This is a genomic window from Brevundimonas sp. (assembly GCF_016742135.1).
Taxonomy (GTDB): domain Bacteria; phylum Pseudomonadota; class Alphaproteobacteria; order Caulobacterales; family Caulobacteraceae; genus Brevundimonas.
Window position 1 is genome coordinate 103,982 of record NZ_JACVCG010000005.1, and the last position, 12,303, is coordinate 116,284.

Below are 12,303 nucleotides of genomic sequence, written 5' to 3' on the forward strand. Positions count from 1 at the left end.
CTTGGTTAGCCTTCAGAAGGCACAACCCCCCAGCGGCCAGACCGTTCACCAGACCATGCGGAGATGCAGCAGCGCCTCGACCTTTTCCCGCGTCGGCAGCGACGGCTGGGCCCCCGGCACGGTGGCCGCCAGGGCCCCGGCCGCACAGGCGAACCGCAGCGCCGCGTCCACCGCCTGACCTTCAAGAAGCGCCACGGTGATCGCCCCGACGAAGGCATCCCCCGCACCCGTGGCGTCGATCGCCTCCACCACAGGCGCGCCGACTTCGGCCACCACCGCGCCCCTCCGGTAGAGGCTGGCCCCCTCCGCGCCCCGGGTGATCACCACCTGCCCTCCACCCGAGTGAAGGGCGTCGCCATAGAAGGCCGCCTCGGTCTCATTGACCACGATCAGGTCACAGCGACGCAGCAGGGCCTCGGACACCGGCCGCGCCGGGGCCAGATTGGCGCAGACGAACCCCGTGGCCCGCCCGACCGCCGCCTCGACCGTCTCGACCGGCAGTTCCAGCTGCACGATCAGCGGGTCCTCGATCCGGGCCGGCAGATGCTCGGGGCGCACCTGATCATTGGCGCCCGAGGCCACCACGATCTGGTTCTCGCCACTGGGGTCCACCGCGATCAGCGCCACCCCGGTCGGCGTCCCTTCTGCGCTGCCGACGCCCTTCAGGTCGACCCTCGCCTCTTCCAGCAGGACCAAGGCCTCATCCGACAAGGGGCCTTCGCCTACCGCCCCGATCAGGGCGACTTCGGCGCCCAGACGCCGCGCGGCCAGCGCCTGATTGGCCCCCTTGCCGCCGGGATGCCGCGCCAGCACAGCCCCCGTCACCGTCTCGCCCGCGCGCGGCAGGGACGGCGCCGTCGCCACCATGTCGACATTGATCGACCCGACCACGACGATCCTCATCGCACCGCCTCCGCCAGCAAGGCGAACACCCCGTCCGCATCCACCCTGTCCGCCCAGCGGTGCCGCAGCGGCCCGGCCACGCCGTCACGGAACTCGACCGCCGTATGGCCCCGGGTCAGGTCACTCATCGTCTCGACCGCGATATGGCAGGGCCTGAGGGTGAACAGCTCCGGCCGGATCATCCAGGCCACGGGGCACAGGTCATGGATCGGCGGCGCCTCCCAGCCGACGGTCTCGCGCTCGACCCGTTGCGAGAACCGCATCATGGAGGCGGCTGCCCGGGCTGGCTCAGTGCCCAGCGCCTCAAGCGCCACGATCCGACCCTCGGTCGCCCGCACCTGATGGGTGACATCCAGCCCGAACAGGACGACGTCGCAGGCGCTGGCCAGCACCTCGGCCGCCGCTTCCGGATCGGCCCAGATGTTGAACTCGGCCGAGGCCGTGATGTTGCCGCCCTCGGACCGCGCGCCGCCCATGACCGCGACCGGTCCCAGCCGTTCTGCCAGTCCGGGCTCGGCCCGGAGCGCCTGGGCCAGATTGGTCAGCGGACCCAGCACCGCCAGCGACACGGTCTTCTCCGGCCGGGCCATGACGGTCTCGATGATGGCCTCGACCGCTCCGTCCGGCGCACAGCCGACTGCGGGCTCGAACGGCGCCATGTCGCCCAGCCCCTCGGCCCCGTGAAACTCGCCGGCCCCCATGGGGTCGCGCCGCAGGGGTCGTTCGGCACCCGTGAACACCGGCACATCCTCGCGACCGGCGATCTGGCGCAGGATGCGGGCATTCCGCGCGGTCTTTGCGACAGGCACATTGCCGCCAACCGTGGTGATGGCCAGCAGGTCGAGCGTGGGCGTTCCGAACGCGGTCAGCAGCGCCACGGCATCGTCCACGCCGGGATCGCAATCGATGATCAGGGGGGTCGGGGTCATTCGTCTACCCCTGCCGCGCGTCGCCCGCGGTTGCAATCTCTTCCCGGCAGATCCGGACACAGGCCGCCGCCAGCACCTCGGCCGAGTCCACCAGCGGCACCGCCACGTCATCGGCCCCGATCAGCAGGGGAACCTCGGTGCAGCCGCCGATCACGATCTCCGCGCCGGCCTCGACCAGACCGGCGGCCAGATCCCGCATCAGGGCTTGCGGAGCCGGGCCGACATCGCCCGCCTTGACCTGAAACACCGCCTTCAGAAAAGCCCGCTGCCGGCGAGCGTCCAGCCGCAAGGGCTCCACGCCCAGGGCCTGCAGCGCCGCCGCATACAGGGCATCGCCACCCGGGGTGGCCAGCACGCCGATCCGCCTTGCTCCGCCGCGCGCCGCCTCGGCGGCCGTTTCGGCCACCATGTCGATGAAGGGCAGGCCGCTGGCCCGGATGGCTCCGGCGTGAGCATGGGCGGTGTTGCACGGCATGGCCAGGACGTCCGCTCCCATGTCGCGCAGGCGGACGGCCATCTCGCCCAGCACCCGTTTCGCGTCCGGCTCATGGCGGTGGCGGTTGGGCACCTGCGGGTTCATGTCCATCAGCACGCGGATGTGATCCTCGTCGCAGGTTGCGGGCGTCAGGGCCTGCAGCCGCGCCAGGAAGGCGAGCGTCGCCGCCGGTCCCATCCCGCCCAGAACGCCCAGCACCTTCATCCGCCGCTCCCGCCCGTCGCTTGCCAAATCGCGCCAGCCTCCCCCTTATGCCTTGGGAAGGAGGGAGATGACCATGACGAACAAGGACGCGACCCCCGGCCACCGGGTCTATCGGATGAGCTTCGCCAGCGTCTATCCGCATTACGTCGCCAAGGCGGAAAAGAAGGGACGCAGCAAGGCCGAGGTCGACCAGATCATCCGCTGGCTGACCGGCTATGACCAGGCGGGTCTGGAGGCTGAGATCGCGGCGAAGACCGACTTCGAGACCTTCGTCGCCCTGGCCCCCGCCCTGAACCCGGCCCGCGAGAGCATCACCGGCGTGATCTGCGGCATCCGCGTGGAAGAGGTCGCCGAGCCCCTGATGCGCGAGATCCGCTACCTCGACAAACTCATCGACGAACTGGCCCGGGGCAAGGCGATGGAAAAGATCCTGCGGGGATCGGTCTAGCCGCGCCTACAGCCCCGCGCCCACCACGCTCTCGTAGCCGAACAGGCCCTGGGCCCCGCCGGTGTGCAGAAAGACCACGGTGTCGCCGGTCTCGAACACGCCCTTGCGGCACAGATCAATCAGCCCCTTCATCGCCTTGCCCGAATAGACCGGGTCCAGCAGCAGACCTTCGGTCCGGGCCGCCAGCTTGAGCGCGTCGATCACCCCCTGATCGACCAGACCATAGCCCTCGCCGACGTAATCGCAGTTGGCGTGGATGCATTCGCGGTGGACGATGCCGTCGCGGTCGAACTGCCGGGCGGTGGCGCAGGCCAGGTTGAAGACCATTTCTTCCTGACGGTCCCGTGGGGCGCGCACGCCGATACCGAACAGGCGGACCTCCCAGTGCAGGTTCATGAGGGCGAGGCCCGCCGCCAGACCCGCCTGGGTCCCGGCACTGCCGGTGGCAGTGACGATGGCATCGAGCTTGAGATCCAGCTCATCGGCCTGGACGACGATCTCGCGGGCGCAGTCGACATAGCCGAGCGCGCCGATCGGATTGGAGCCCCCACCCGGGATCACATAGGGGCGACCGCCGGCGGCCCTGGCCCGCTGGGCCTCGATCTCCAGCTCGGCCGGCATGAGGGTGCCGCCCGGCACGAAACGCACCTCGGCGCCCAGCAGACGGTCCAGCAGCACATTGCCGTTGGCCAGATAGTCGTGGGCCTTCGAGCCGGTGCGCTCTTCAAGGATGATGCGACATCCCATGCCGTGGGCAGCAGCGGCGGCGGCCGTCTGGCGCACATGGTTCGACTGGACCGCGCCCTGGGTCACCAGGGTGTCGGCCCCCTGCGCCATGGCGTCGCCCAGCAGGAACTCCAGCTTGCGGGTCTTGTTGCCGCCGCCCGCCAGCCCGGTGCAGTCATCCCGCTTGATCCACAGGTCGATACCCAGTTCCTCTGACAGGCGTGGCAGAGGCTCCAGTGGCGTCGGCAGATGCGCCAGGCGCACACGGGGAAAGCGGGCCAGATGCATGCAGGAAACTCCGCAGAGGGTCAGGGCTCAGGCGCGACCACCCGTGCCGGACAGACGGGCGGCATCGACGCCCAGACCGGCCAGGGCGCGCGTCCATTTGGTCTCGTGGTCGTCGTCGAACACCATTTCGGTATCGGCCTCGGCGGTCAGCCAGATGTTTTCCGTCAGCTCGGCCTCCAACTGACCCTCGTCCCAGCCGGCGTAGCCCAGCATCAGGCGCGAGCGACGCGGGCCCGAGACCGGGTCCGACATGGCCAGCAGCACATCGCGCGTCCCGGTCAGGGCCAGGCCGTCGCCGAATGCCAGACTGGTGCCGTCCGAAATCCAGTCATCCGTATGAAGCACGAAGCCGCGCTCCCGCTCGACCGGCCCGCCGGCCAGCACGGGGGCTTCATAGCCTTCGGCCGGGGGCGGCAGGTCCAGCTTTTCCAGAACGGTCGACAGGTCGACGCCGACCAGGGGCTGGTCGATGCGCACGCCCATGGCGTGATCCGGACCGTGGGCGCAGACCAGGATCACCGCTTGACGAAAGCGCTCGTCATCAATGCCGGGCATGGCGATCAGCAGGCGACCGGCGAGGGAGGAGAAGCCGTCCATCCCCTGATCATCGGACCTGTCCCCGCCGGACGCAAGGACACAGTTTCGTGCACCCCTACCCGATGAACCCTTGGCCCGGACCGGTCGCGTGTCTATCTGGTCGGGAACGGCCCGACCGGCCCAACCCCCAGCGGAGACTTTCCCATGACGATCAACATCGGTGACCGCCTGCCTGAAGCCACCCTGATGAAGGCCACCTCCGAGGGGCCGAAGCCGGTCAATGTTTCGGAAATCTTCAACGGCAAGACCGTGGCCCTGTTCGCCGTGCCGGGGGCCTTCACCCCGACCTGTTCGGCGCGTCACCTGCCGGGCTTCGCCGAGAACCTCGAGACGCTGAAATCGAAGGGCGTGGACACCGTCGCCTGCGTTTCGGTCAACGACGCCTTCGTCATGGGGGCCTGGGCCCAGTCGCAGGAAGGGGCCGACAGGATCCTCATGCTGGCCGACGGCAATGGCGAGTTCACCCGTGCAGTGGGTCTGACCCTGGACGCCAAGGGCTTTGGCATGGGCGAGCGCTCGCAGCGCTACTCCATGCTGGTCAGGGACGGCGTGGTCGAGCAGCTCAACATCGAGCAGGGCGGCGAGTTCAAGGTGTCGTCCGCCGAACACCTGCTGGGCCAGCTTTAGGCCACCGCCTCCAGCCGGTCCGGGGCCGGGCTCTGGCCCGAGCCCTGGATCGTCTCGCCGTTCATGACGTGATTGACCGCGCCCAGCAGGGTCGCCGGCGTGATCGGCTTGGGCACGAAATAGGTCATGCCGGCATCGGCACAGGCGGTGATATCGTCAGGGCTGGTATCGGCGGTCACGGCGATGACCGGCACCCGGGCGTTGGCATTGTCCGAGGCGCGCAGACGGCGTGTGGTCTCGCGGCCGTCCAGCTCGGGCATGCGAACGTCCATGAAGATCAAATCGAACGTCTGGGCATCGCAGGCCTTCAGCGCCGCCATGCCGTCGGCCGCCGTCGTGACCTCGCAACCCAGCGGCTGCAGGATCAACTGTATGGCGCGACGGTTGATGTCATGGTCGTCAACCACCAGCACCCGCATGGGGGCGTCGTCGTCGGCCCCTTCGTCCACGGAGTCGACCGGCTCAGGGTCCGGCACGGGCGCGGGCTCGGGAGCCACTTCAGATAGGGGTGACGGCCCGGCCGGAGCGTCCTCGCGGGACGTTTCGGCCACCGGAGCCGACGCGGGCAAGCCCCCGAGGGCGCGGGCCACCACCTCGCGACCGGCACGGTCCAGCGTCGGCAGGTCCTGACTGTCCGAAAGGGCGCGTGGGAAGCTGATGGCGACGGTGAAGCTGGAGCCGGTGCCCGGATGACTGCGCGCGGTCAGGCGCCCGCCCATCAATTCCGTCAGGTGGCGACTGATCGCCAGCCCCAGTCCCGTGCCGCCATGGCGCGCGCTGACCCCCTCGGCGGTCTGGTCAAAGGGCTGGAACAGACGGGTGATCTGGGCCGACGTCATGCCCGGCCCGGTGTCCCTGACCTCGATCAGCATGGCGTGGCCGGACGGTTCTTCGTCCCACACGGTGAGCTTCAGGGTAATGCTGCCGCTGTCCGTGAACTTCACCGCATTCGAGATCAGATTGTTCAGCACCTGGCGCAGGCGCATGGCGTCGCCGCGTACCCGCGCCGGGACGTGGGCCGAGCCCTCGATCCGCAGCTTCAGCCCCTTCGACGCGATTGGCCCCTGCCACAGCCGCGCCGTCTGAGCGATCAGGGACCGCAGGTTGAAGTCATTGACCTCTACGGTCATGCCTCCCGCCTCGATCTTGGCGTGGTCCAGCAGGTCATCCAGCAGGGACTTCATCATGAGCCCCGCATCGGTGATCAGCTGGGCCTGGTTGCGGGCCGTCCAGTCGCCGGCGCCTTCCTGCAGAACTCCGGCCCCGGCCAGGATGGCGCTGATCGGTGTGCGAAGATCATGCCCGACCGCCGCCAGAAAGGCCTGGCGGCTTTCCATGACGCGCTCCGCCTCGACCCTACGGCGTTCGGCGTCGAGCCGGGCGGCCGCCTCGGCCTTTCGCGACGTTTCCATGCGAAGCCAGGTGCTCAGGCAGTAGGCCATGAAGACCGTGATGGCGATGGCGACCGCCGTGGCGAAGGCCGCCGAGGCACCGAATATCACCATGAAGACCGGGGTCGCCGCCAGATACAGGAACTGCGGCGTAATGCTGAGCGCCAGGACCGTCCGCGACCGGGGCGCGTTGACCACGGCATAGATGGCCCCCGAAGACAGCAGGATGGCGGCACAGACCCCGCCCATCGGCCCGCCGACCAGCCACAGGGGCACCGACAGGCTGCCGAAATAGGCCGCGTTCAGCACCAGCATGGCGGATGCGGCAGAGAACCGCAGGGGGCCGAACGATTCCGTGCGCCCCCCGTTAACCGGCCCGAAGACCCACAGGTCCAGCACCTGGACAAGAAAATAGCCCGCCACCCACAGGGCCGAAAAATCCCAGCCCAGAATCGGACTGAAGACCAGGGCGCTGGCCGCGCCCATGCCCAGCCGTTGCAGCAACGCCTTGCGACGCTGCCGGACCGCTTCGACCCAGCCTGACGACAAGTCGGCCGTTGTCATGGACATGCGCATCCCCGTGAGCGGGCTTCAAGCCCTTTCCGCCATAGTGACGGGGCAGCCCTAACGCTCCGTCAACGCGCGGTGCCGACAGCCTCCCGGACTGTGGAAAATCCGTCGGCGCGCAGGCGGGCGGCCAGATCCTGCTTGATCCGGCGTACCAGTCCGGGCCCTTCAAAGATCAGGGCGGAATACAGCTGGATTGCGCTGGCCCCGGCCCGGATGCGGGCATAGGCCTCTGCACCATCGGAAATCCCGCCGACAGCGATCAGGGGAAGGCGCCCGGCCGAGGCCTCGACCGCCGCCGCCAGCGCCATGGCAGCGCGGGCCTGAAGCGGTGCGCCCGACAGGCCCCCGGCCTCCCCGGCATGGGCGGACTTCAGGGAGGGGGGACGGTCCAGGGTGGTGTTCGACACGATCAGTCCATCCAGCCCATGCGCCAGGCTGGCCTCCACGATCCGGCCGATGTCCTCGCCCGGGAGATCCGGCGCGATCTTCAGAAAGACGGGCCGATTGGTCGGCCGCGCCGCCCGGATCCGCGCCAGCAGGGGCTCCAGCGCCTCGACCGTCTGGAGGCCGCGCAGGCCGGGTGTATTGGGAGAGGATACGTTGACCGTCAGATAGTCGGCCAGTCCCCCCAGCCGTCTCAGCCCCGTCTCATAGTCGGCGATCCGGTCTGCGGCATCCTTGTTGGCACCCAGATTGGCCCCGACCACGATCCCGGGCGGACGTCGCTCCAGCCGCGCGGCAAAAGCCTCCAGTCCATCGTTGTTGAACCCCATCCGGTTGATGATGGCCCGGTCCTCTTCCAGCCGGAACAGGCGCGGGCGGGGGTTGCCGGCCTGCGGGCGGGGCGTCACCGAGCCGCATTCGACAAAACCGAACCCCAGCCCGGCCAGACCCCGGATGGCGACCGCGTTCTTGTCCAGTCCGGCTGCGAGGCCGACGGGGTTGGGCAGGTTCAGGCCCGCCACCTCGGTCTTCAGCACGGGATCGTCCGGTGCCACTGCCAGCGGCAGATGGCTGAGCCCCGCGATCGCCAGCTCGTGCGCGCGTTCGGCATCCAGCCGCCTCAGCAGGGCGGTGCCGATGTCCAGCAGGCTCATGCCCTGTCCTCCAGGACCAGTCGACCGTCCGCATCCACGCGACAGGGCTCAATCGCCTGCACAGCGGACAATGGCAGCGGCGCATACAGATGCGGAAACAGGGCTCCGCCGCGAGAAGGCTCCCAGCGCAGGCCCTCGTCTGGCAGGGCGGCCAGCGCCGCCACCCGGATCGTCACCTTCAGCAGGTCACGCATGCCGCTGAAATGCCGACGCGCGGTTTCGTCCAGCTGGTCGGCGGTCGACATGTGAATATAGCCGTCGCGGAGGTCGACAGCCGATCCGGGATAGGCTCCGTCCGCCGTTGCGATCCGCCAGTCCCCGGCATCCACCAGTTTGAAGATCACCTCGGGACCGGTCACGCCTCCGCCCCGGCATCGTCGGGCCGGATCAGGCCCTCCAGGGCATATCGCCCGGCGGCATCGACCGAAAAGATCGCAGCCATGCCGGTCGGAAAACCACTGCTGAGGCGCTCCAGAACCGAGGGTGCCGCTGCCCCCTCGATCAGCAGTTCGACCGCCAGCTGGTGGATACCGGGATTGTGTCCGATCAGGATCAGACAGCCGGCCGCGTCCATCTCGGCCTCGATGCGGGCCCGCAGGAGATCGGGGTCGGCTTCGTAGAGGTCGTCCATGATGGCCACCTCGACATCCCCCATGCTGTCATGGACGATATCCCAGGTCTGGCGGGTCCGCGCGGCCCCGGACACCAGCGCCCGGTCCGGCCTGAGCCTGCGGAGCGCCAGCGCCTTGCCGACGCGCACGGCATCCTCGCGACCGCGGGCCGCCAGGGGTCGGTCCTTGTCCCGCCCGGAGGGAGAGCCGCGTTCGGCCTTGGCATGGCGCATCAGGATCAGTCGGTGCATGGCGACGATCTAGGCGTGTTCGCACGGCTGGACCAGAGCCCGGCTTGCGCCGCGGCCCGCCGGCGTGGGCTGAAGGACCGCGCCCCGCAGCGGGACCCGCTCGGCGACCCCGACCGGCTGCACCCGGGCATAGGCATGCCGTGTGGCTTCCAGCAGGATCAGACCGGCCGCTCCCGGCACCACCCGGCGGCCGATCTGTTCGAAGCCGTCCGCCATGCCGTACAGCACCGGCCAGGGGGGCACATAAAGGGTCTGCGACCAGGCGGCGGGCTCCAGCCCTCCCTCGCGCACCAGACGCTCCAGCTGACGCCGCGTAAAGGGGCGACCGTGACCAAAGGGGGTGCTCTCGGCCCGGGCCCAGAGGCCGCCACGCGCCGCGGCGACAAGGATGATCCGGCCCGCAGGCGTCAGCACCCGGATCGCCTCGGCCATCAGGGCGCGGACGTCATCGGCTTCCTCAAGGGCGTGAACCACCAGCACGCGATCAAAACTGCCGGCGGCAAAGGGCAGGGCCCGGTCATCGACCAGCACCGAGCGGTTGCGGCCCCCCCGTGGCCAGGCCTCGACCCCCTGTCCCGAAGGCATGGCGGCGATCAGGCGGCGCGCGCCGACGAAGGCCCCTAGCCATGGGGTGGCGTAACCCAGCCCCAGAACATCCAGCCCCTCAGCCTCACCCCAGGCGGTCTCCAGCCGCTCGGCCAGCAGCCGCCGGACCAGCCGTCCCGACGGCTCGCCATAGAACAGTCTCAGATCCTCGATGGCCATCCGCATGCGCGGAGGATAGCCCCGGACTGCCCGTCCCTGCTAGGGTCCGGGCCATGTCTCTGGATGTGCACCTGTTCCCCTGCCTGTCGGACAACTACGGCCTGCTGGTCCGCGACCGGGCCACCGGCACCGTCGCCGCCATCGACACCCCCGATGCCGACCGGATCCTTGAGGAGCTTGAGGGTCTGGGATGGGGCCGTCTGGACCTGATCCTCAACACCCACTGGCACCCGGACCACACGGGCGGCAATGCCGCGCTGAAGGCCGCCACGGGCTGCGTCATTCACGGGCCCGAGGAGGTCCGTCGCGCCGCCCCCCTCGACCATGTGATCGTGGATGGAGACACGGTGTCCGTGGGTCAGACCCGGCTTCGGGTCACCGCCGCCCCCGGCCATACGCTCGGCCATGTGGTGCTGCATGATGTCGAGGGGCACACGGCCTTTGTTGGCGATGTGCTGTTCACGCTCGGCTGCGGGCGACTGTTCGAAGGCACGCCCGACCAGATGTGGGCCAGCCTCTCGGCGCTGATGGCGTGGCCGGATAAGACGGTCCTCTGGTGCGCCCATGAATACACCGCGTCGAATGCCCGGTTTGCCCTGAGCGTCGATGACCGCTCCGAGCTGCGCGACCATGTCGCGGGCCTCATGCGCCGGATCGAGGCAGGCCAGCCGACCGTTCCCACCACCCTGGGTGCCGAGCGGCGGTTCAACCCGTTCCTGACCGCCGGAGACGCCGCGACCTTTGCCGAGCGACGCGCGGCCAAGGACGGCTTTCGCGGCTGATCTATTGCGTTTCCGAAATGACCCGCACGATCCGCGCCGAGGACGGGCGACCGGCGAAACCGGCATCGGCATCGATCACGATCCGCAGCGTGCCCCGTGAAAAACTGACCTGACGCGGCCCGACGTCCGTGATGATGATCCGGCGGACCCGGGCCACATCCCGCCGCAGATTGGGCGAGCGGGCCATGCGGACAATGGCGTCCACCGCCGTCGACAGGGCATCGGTGGCCACCGCCTCCGAGCCCGGCTGGATATCCATGTCCACCACGACTAGTTCACCGACCGCGCGCGTGGCCCGGTCGCTCTGGCGCAGGATGAAGTCCATCAGCTGAAAGGCGGTCAGGGTGGGGGCCAGCAGTTCCGGCGCAGGACCGGCCAGAGAGACCGGCGCGCCCTGCGGGGCGGCGGTCGTGTAGAGGGTCATACCCCCATTGGGGGTCACCCGGAGAACCTGATCCCCGGCATCGTTGCGAAAAATCACATCCCCGCGCGGAGCCGGCGACGGACGCAGCACCCAGACCTCGGTCGAGCGGTCGAACCGCATCAGCGTCCCGTTGCCAGACCGATCAAGAATAAAGCCCTGGCCGGTCTCGGACACATAGCGACCACTGTCGGGCAGGCTGGTGGCGGGGCCCCTGTCCCTCTGGGACCGGGAGTCCTCGCTCTGGAAGTTGGCGCTGACCTGGGCATGGCCGGGCAGGGCCAGGCACAGCCAGCCGAAGACCATCACCCCCACCGTTACGGCAAGGGGTGCCGGGCGCCGTGTCGCTCCGACCTGTCTCCCGCTGTTCATGGATTGAGGGATGACTCCCCACCCCGGCAGATTTTAGGCAAGGCCGGCTCAGCCAACCAGATACTGACCGCCGTTCAGCGACAGGGTGCAGCCTGTGACATATCCGGCACGTTCCCCGGCCAGCCAGGACACCATGTCGGCGATCTCCTCGCCCTTGCCCAGCCGTCCGACCGGGATCTGGGCGATGATGGCGTCCAGCACCTTCTGGTCCATGGCCCCGACCATTTCTGTGTCGATATAGCCCGGAGCGATACAGTTTACGGTGACGCCCTTCCTCGCATTCTCGAGCGCCAGAGCCTTGGTGAAGCCGATCATGCCGGCCTTGGCGGCGGAATAGTTGGTCTGGCCGATCTGACCCTTCTGGCCGTTGATCGAGCTGATGTTGACGATCCGGCCAAAGCCCCGGTCGCGCATGCCGCCGATCACCTGGCGGGTCATGTTGAACACGGAATCCATGTTCACCCGGATCACATCGGACCACTGGTCCGCGGTCATCTTGTGGAAGAAGCCGTCGCGGGTGATGCCGGCATTGTTGACCAGCACCTCGATCGGTCCCAGTTCGGCCTCGACCTCCTGAACGGCGCGGGCGCAGTCGTCGAACGAGCCGACGTTGCCCTTGACCACCATGACGCCCAGCTCGCGAGCCGTGGCCTCGGCCGCCTCGGTATTGCCGGAATAGCCCGCGGCGACGGCCATGCCGTCTTCCTTCAGGCGTTGAACGATTGCCTTGCCGATGCCCCGGGTTCCCCCGGTGACCAGTGCCACCCGTGCCATATGCAGTCCTTCGCGTTTCCGGTGCGGGGAGCGTCTGCGTGCGCCCCTCCG

15 protein-coding genes are annotated in these 12,303 nt (G+C 68.9%); 3 read left to right on the plus strand and 12 right to left on the minus strand.

Features of this window, described 5'->3' with window-relative positions:
- Window positions 1–45: 45 nt before the first annotated feature.
- The 3 genes from IBJ06_RS11490 to IBJ06_RS11500 are packed head-to-tail and all read right to left on the minus strand — an operon-like array spanning window position 46 to window position 2,532.
- On the minus strand, window positions 46–903 hold the full coding sequence (locus IBJ06_RS11490) for a ribokinase (protein WP_292160437.1): 858 nt from the start codon (window positions 901–903) through the stop codon (window positions 46–48).
- Window positions 900–1,832 carry a nucleoside hydrolase gene (locus IBJ06_RS11495; protein ID WP_292160438.1) on the minus strand — a complete coding sequence of 311 codons (933 nt, stop codon included), beginning with the start codon at window positions 1,830–1,832 and terminating at the stop codon, window positions 900–902. Before IBJ06_RS11495 ends, IBJ06_RS11490 begins: the two co-directional genes overlap by 4 nt.
- A gap of 4 nt (window positions 1,833–1,836) precedes the next feature.
- Window positions 1,837–2,532: an amino acid racemase gene (locus IBJ06_RS11500; protein WP_292160439.1), complete on the minus strand. Its 696-nt coding sequence runs from the start codon at window positions 2,530–2,532 to the stop codon at window positions 1,837–1,839.
- Between the two features lie 73 nt (window positions 2,533–2,605).
- On the opposite strand from IBJ06_RS11500, the gene IBJ06_RS11505 reads away from it, so the two are divergent.
- A complete protein-coding gene (locus IBJ06_RS11505; protein ID WP_292160441.1) occupies window positions 2,606–2,980 on the plus strand; it encodes a DUF2200 domain-containing protein in 375 nt (124 codons plus the stop codon).
- A 6-nt stretch (window positions 2,981–2,986) separates the two neighbouring features.
- Here the strand turns inward: IBJ06_RS11505 and IBJ06_RS11510 are convergent, their stop codons facing one another.
- Window positions 2,987–3,994, minus strand: a complete 1,008-nt coding sequence (locus tag IBJ06_RS11510) for a D-cysteine desulfhydrase (RefSeq protein ID WP_292160444.1) — start codon at window positions 3,992–3,994, stop codon at window positions 2,987–2,989.
- 27 nt (window positions 3,995–4,021) lie between these two features.
- Complete coding sequence (locus tag IBJ06_RS11515; RefSeq protein ID WP_292160447.1) at window positions 4,022–4,591, minus strand: YqgE/AlgH family protein; 570 nt, start codon at window positions 4,589–4,591, stop codon at window positions 4,022–4,024.
- A gap of 144 nt (window positions 4,592–4,735) precedes the next feature.
- Here IBJ06_RS11515 and IBJ06_RS11520 point away from each other — a divergent pair, with 144 nt between their 5' ends.
- Entirely contained in the window at window positions 4,736–5,218 is a 483-nt protein-coding gene (locus IBJ06_RS11520) for a peroxiredoxin (protein ID WP_292160449.1), read from the plus strand.
- Here the strand turns inward: IBJ06_RS11520 and IBJ06_RS11525 are convergent.
- The 5 genes from IBJ06_RS11525 to IBJ06_RS11545 all read right to left on the minus strand — a co-directional run bounded on the left by IBJ06_RS11525 (window position 5,215) and on the right by IBJ06_RS11545 (window position 9,909).
- Window positions 5,215–7,179: an ATP-binding protein gene (locus tag IBJ06_RS11525; RefSeq protein WP_292160451.1), complete on the minus strand. Its 1,965-nt coding sequence runs from the start codon at window positions 7,177–7,179 to the stop codon at window positions 5,215–5,217. The genes IBJ06_RS11520 and IBJ06_RS11525 overlap by 4 nt on opposite strands.
- A 65-nt stretch (window positions 7,180–7,244) precedes the next feature.
- Entirely contained in the window at window positions 7,245–8,276 is a 1,032-nt protein-coding gene (locus IBJ06_RS11530) for a quinone-dependent dihydroorotate dehydrogenase (protein WP_292160453.1), read from the minus strand.
- A complete protein-coding gene (locus tag IBJ06_RS11535; RefSeq protein WP_292160455.1) occupies window positions 8,273–8,635 on the minus strand; it encodes a DUF952 domain-containing protein in 363 nt (120 codons plus the stop codon). Before IBJ06_RS11535 ends, IBJ06_RS11530 begins: the two co-directional genes overlap by 4 nt.
- Window positions 8,632–9,138 (minus strand): histidine phosphatase family protein, encoded by a 507-nt coding sequence (locus IBJ06_RS11540; RefSeq protein ID WP_292160457.1) that lies wholly within the window; start codon window positions 9,136–9,138, stop codon window positions 8,632–8,634. Before IBJ06_RS11540 ends, IBJ06_RS11535 begins: the two co-directional genes overlap by 4 nt.
- Window positions 9,139–9,147: 9 nt before the next feature.
- A complete protein-coding gene (locus IBJ06_RS11545; RefSeq protein WP_292160460.1) occupies window positions 9,148–9,909 on the minus strand; it encodes a methyltransferase domain-containing protein in 762 nt (253 codons plus the stop codon).
- Between the two features lie 47 nt (window positions 9,910–9,956).
- On the opposite strand from IBJ06_RS11545, the gene gloB reads away from it, so the two are divergent.
- On the plus strand, window positions 9,957–10,685 hold the full coding sequence (gene gloB / locus IBJ06_RS11550; protein ID WP_292160462.1) for a hydroxyacylglutathione hydrolase: 729 nt from the start codon (window positions 9,957–9,959) through the stop codon (window positions 10,683–10,685).
- A 1-nt stretch (window position 10,686) separates the two neighbouring features.
- On the opposite strand, the gene IBJ06_RS11555 is transcribed toward gloB, so the two are convergent.
- Both IBJ06_RS11555 and phbB read right to left on the minus strand, forming a co-directional pair.
- Window positions 10,687–11,478 carry a DUF4908 domain-containing protein gene (locus tag IBJ06_RS11555; protein WP_292160464.1) on the minus strand — a complete coding sequence of 264 codons (792 nt, stop codon included), beginning with the start codon at window positions 11,476–11,478 and terminating at the stop codon, window positions 10,687–10,689.
- A 48-nt stretch (window positions 11,479–11,526) separates the two neighbouring features.
- Window positions 11,527–12,252 (minus strand): acetoacetyl-CoA reductase, encoded by a 726-nt coding sequence (gene phbB, locus IBJ06_RS11560; RefSeq protein WP_292160466.1) that lies wholly within the window; start codon window positions 12,250–12,252, stop codon window positions 11,527–11,529.
- Window positions 12,253–12,303 lie beyond the last annotated feature (51 nt).

Bases quoted from the DNA above. Each gene is read 5' to 3' on its own strand.
- IBJ06_RS11490 (WP_292160437.1), bottom strand. From the start codon at position 903: ATGAGGATCGTCGTGGTCGGGTCGATCAATGTCGACATGGTGGCGACG.
- IBJ06_RS11555 (WP_292160464.1), bottom strand. From the start codon at position 11,478: ATGAACAGCGGGAGACAGGTCGGAGCGACACGGCGCCCGGCACCCCTT.
- IBJ06_RS11525 (WP_292160451.1), bottom strand. From the start codon at position 7,179: ATGTCCATGACAACGGCCGACTTGTCGTCAGGCTGGGTCGAAGCGGTC.
- IBJ06_RS11520 (WP_292160449.1), top strand. From the start codon at position 4,736: ATGACGATCAACATCGGTGACCGCCTGCCTGAAGCCACCCTGATGAAG.
- IBJ06_RS11510 (WP_292160444.1), bottom strand. From the start codon at position 3,994: ATGCATCTGGCCCGCTTTCCCCGTGTGCGCCTGGCGCATCTGCCGACG.
- IBJ06_RS11500 (WP_292160439.1), bottom strand. From the start codon at position 2,532: ATGAAGGTGCTGGGCGTTCTGGGCGGGATGGGACCGGCGGCGACGCTC.
- gloB (WP_292160462.1), top strand. From the start codon at position 9,957: ATGTCTCTGGATGTGCACCTGTTCCCCTGCCTGTCGGACAACTACGGC.
- IBJ06_RS11545 (WP_292160460.1), bottom strand. From the start codon at position 9,909: ATGCGGATGGCCATCGAGGATCTGAGACTGTTCTATGGCGAGCCGTCG.
- phbB (WP_292160466.1), bottom strand. From the start codon at position 12,252: ATGGCACGGGTGGCACTGGTCACCGGGGGAACCCGGGGCATCGGCAAG.
- IBJ06_RS11495 (WP_292160438.1), bottom strand. From the start codon at position 1,832: ATGACCCCGACCCCCCTGATCATCGATTGCGATCCCGGCGTGGACGAT.
- IBJ06_RS11505 (WP_292160441.1), top strand. From the start codon at position 2,606: ATGACGAACAAGGACGCGACCCCCGGCCACCGGGTCTATCGGATGAGC.
- IBJ06_RS11540 (WP_292160457.1), bottom strand. From the start codon at position 9,138: ATGCACCGACTGATCCTGATGCGCCATGCCAAGGCCGAACGCGGCTCT.
- IBJ06_RS11530 (WP_292160453.1), bottom strand. From the start codon at position 8,276: ATGAGCCTGCTGGACATCGGCACCGCCCTGCTGAGGCGGCTGGATGCC.
- IBJ06_RS11515 (WP_292160447.1), bottom strand. From the start codon at position 4,591: ATGGACGGCTTCTCCTCCCTCGCCGGTCGCCTGCTGATCGCCATGCCC.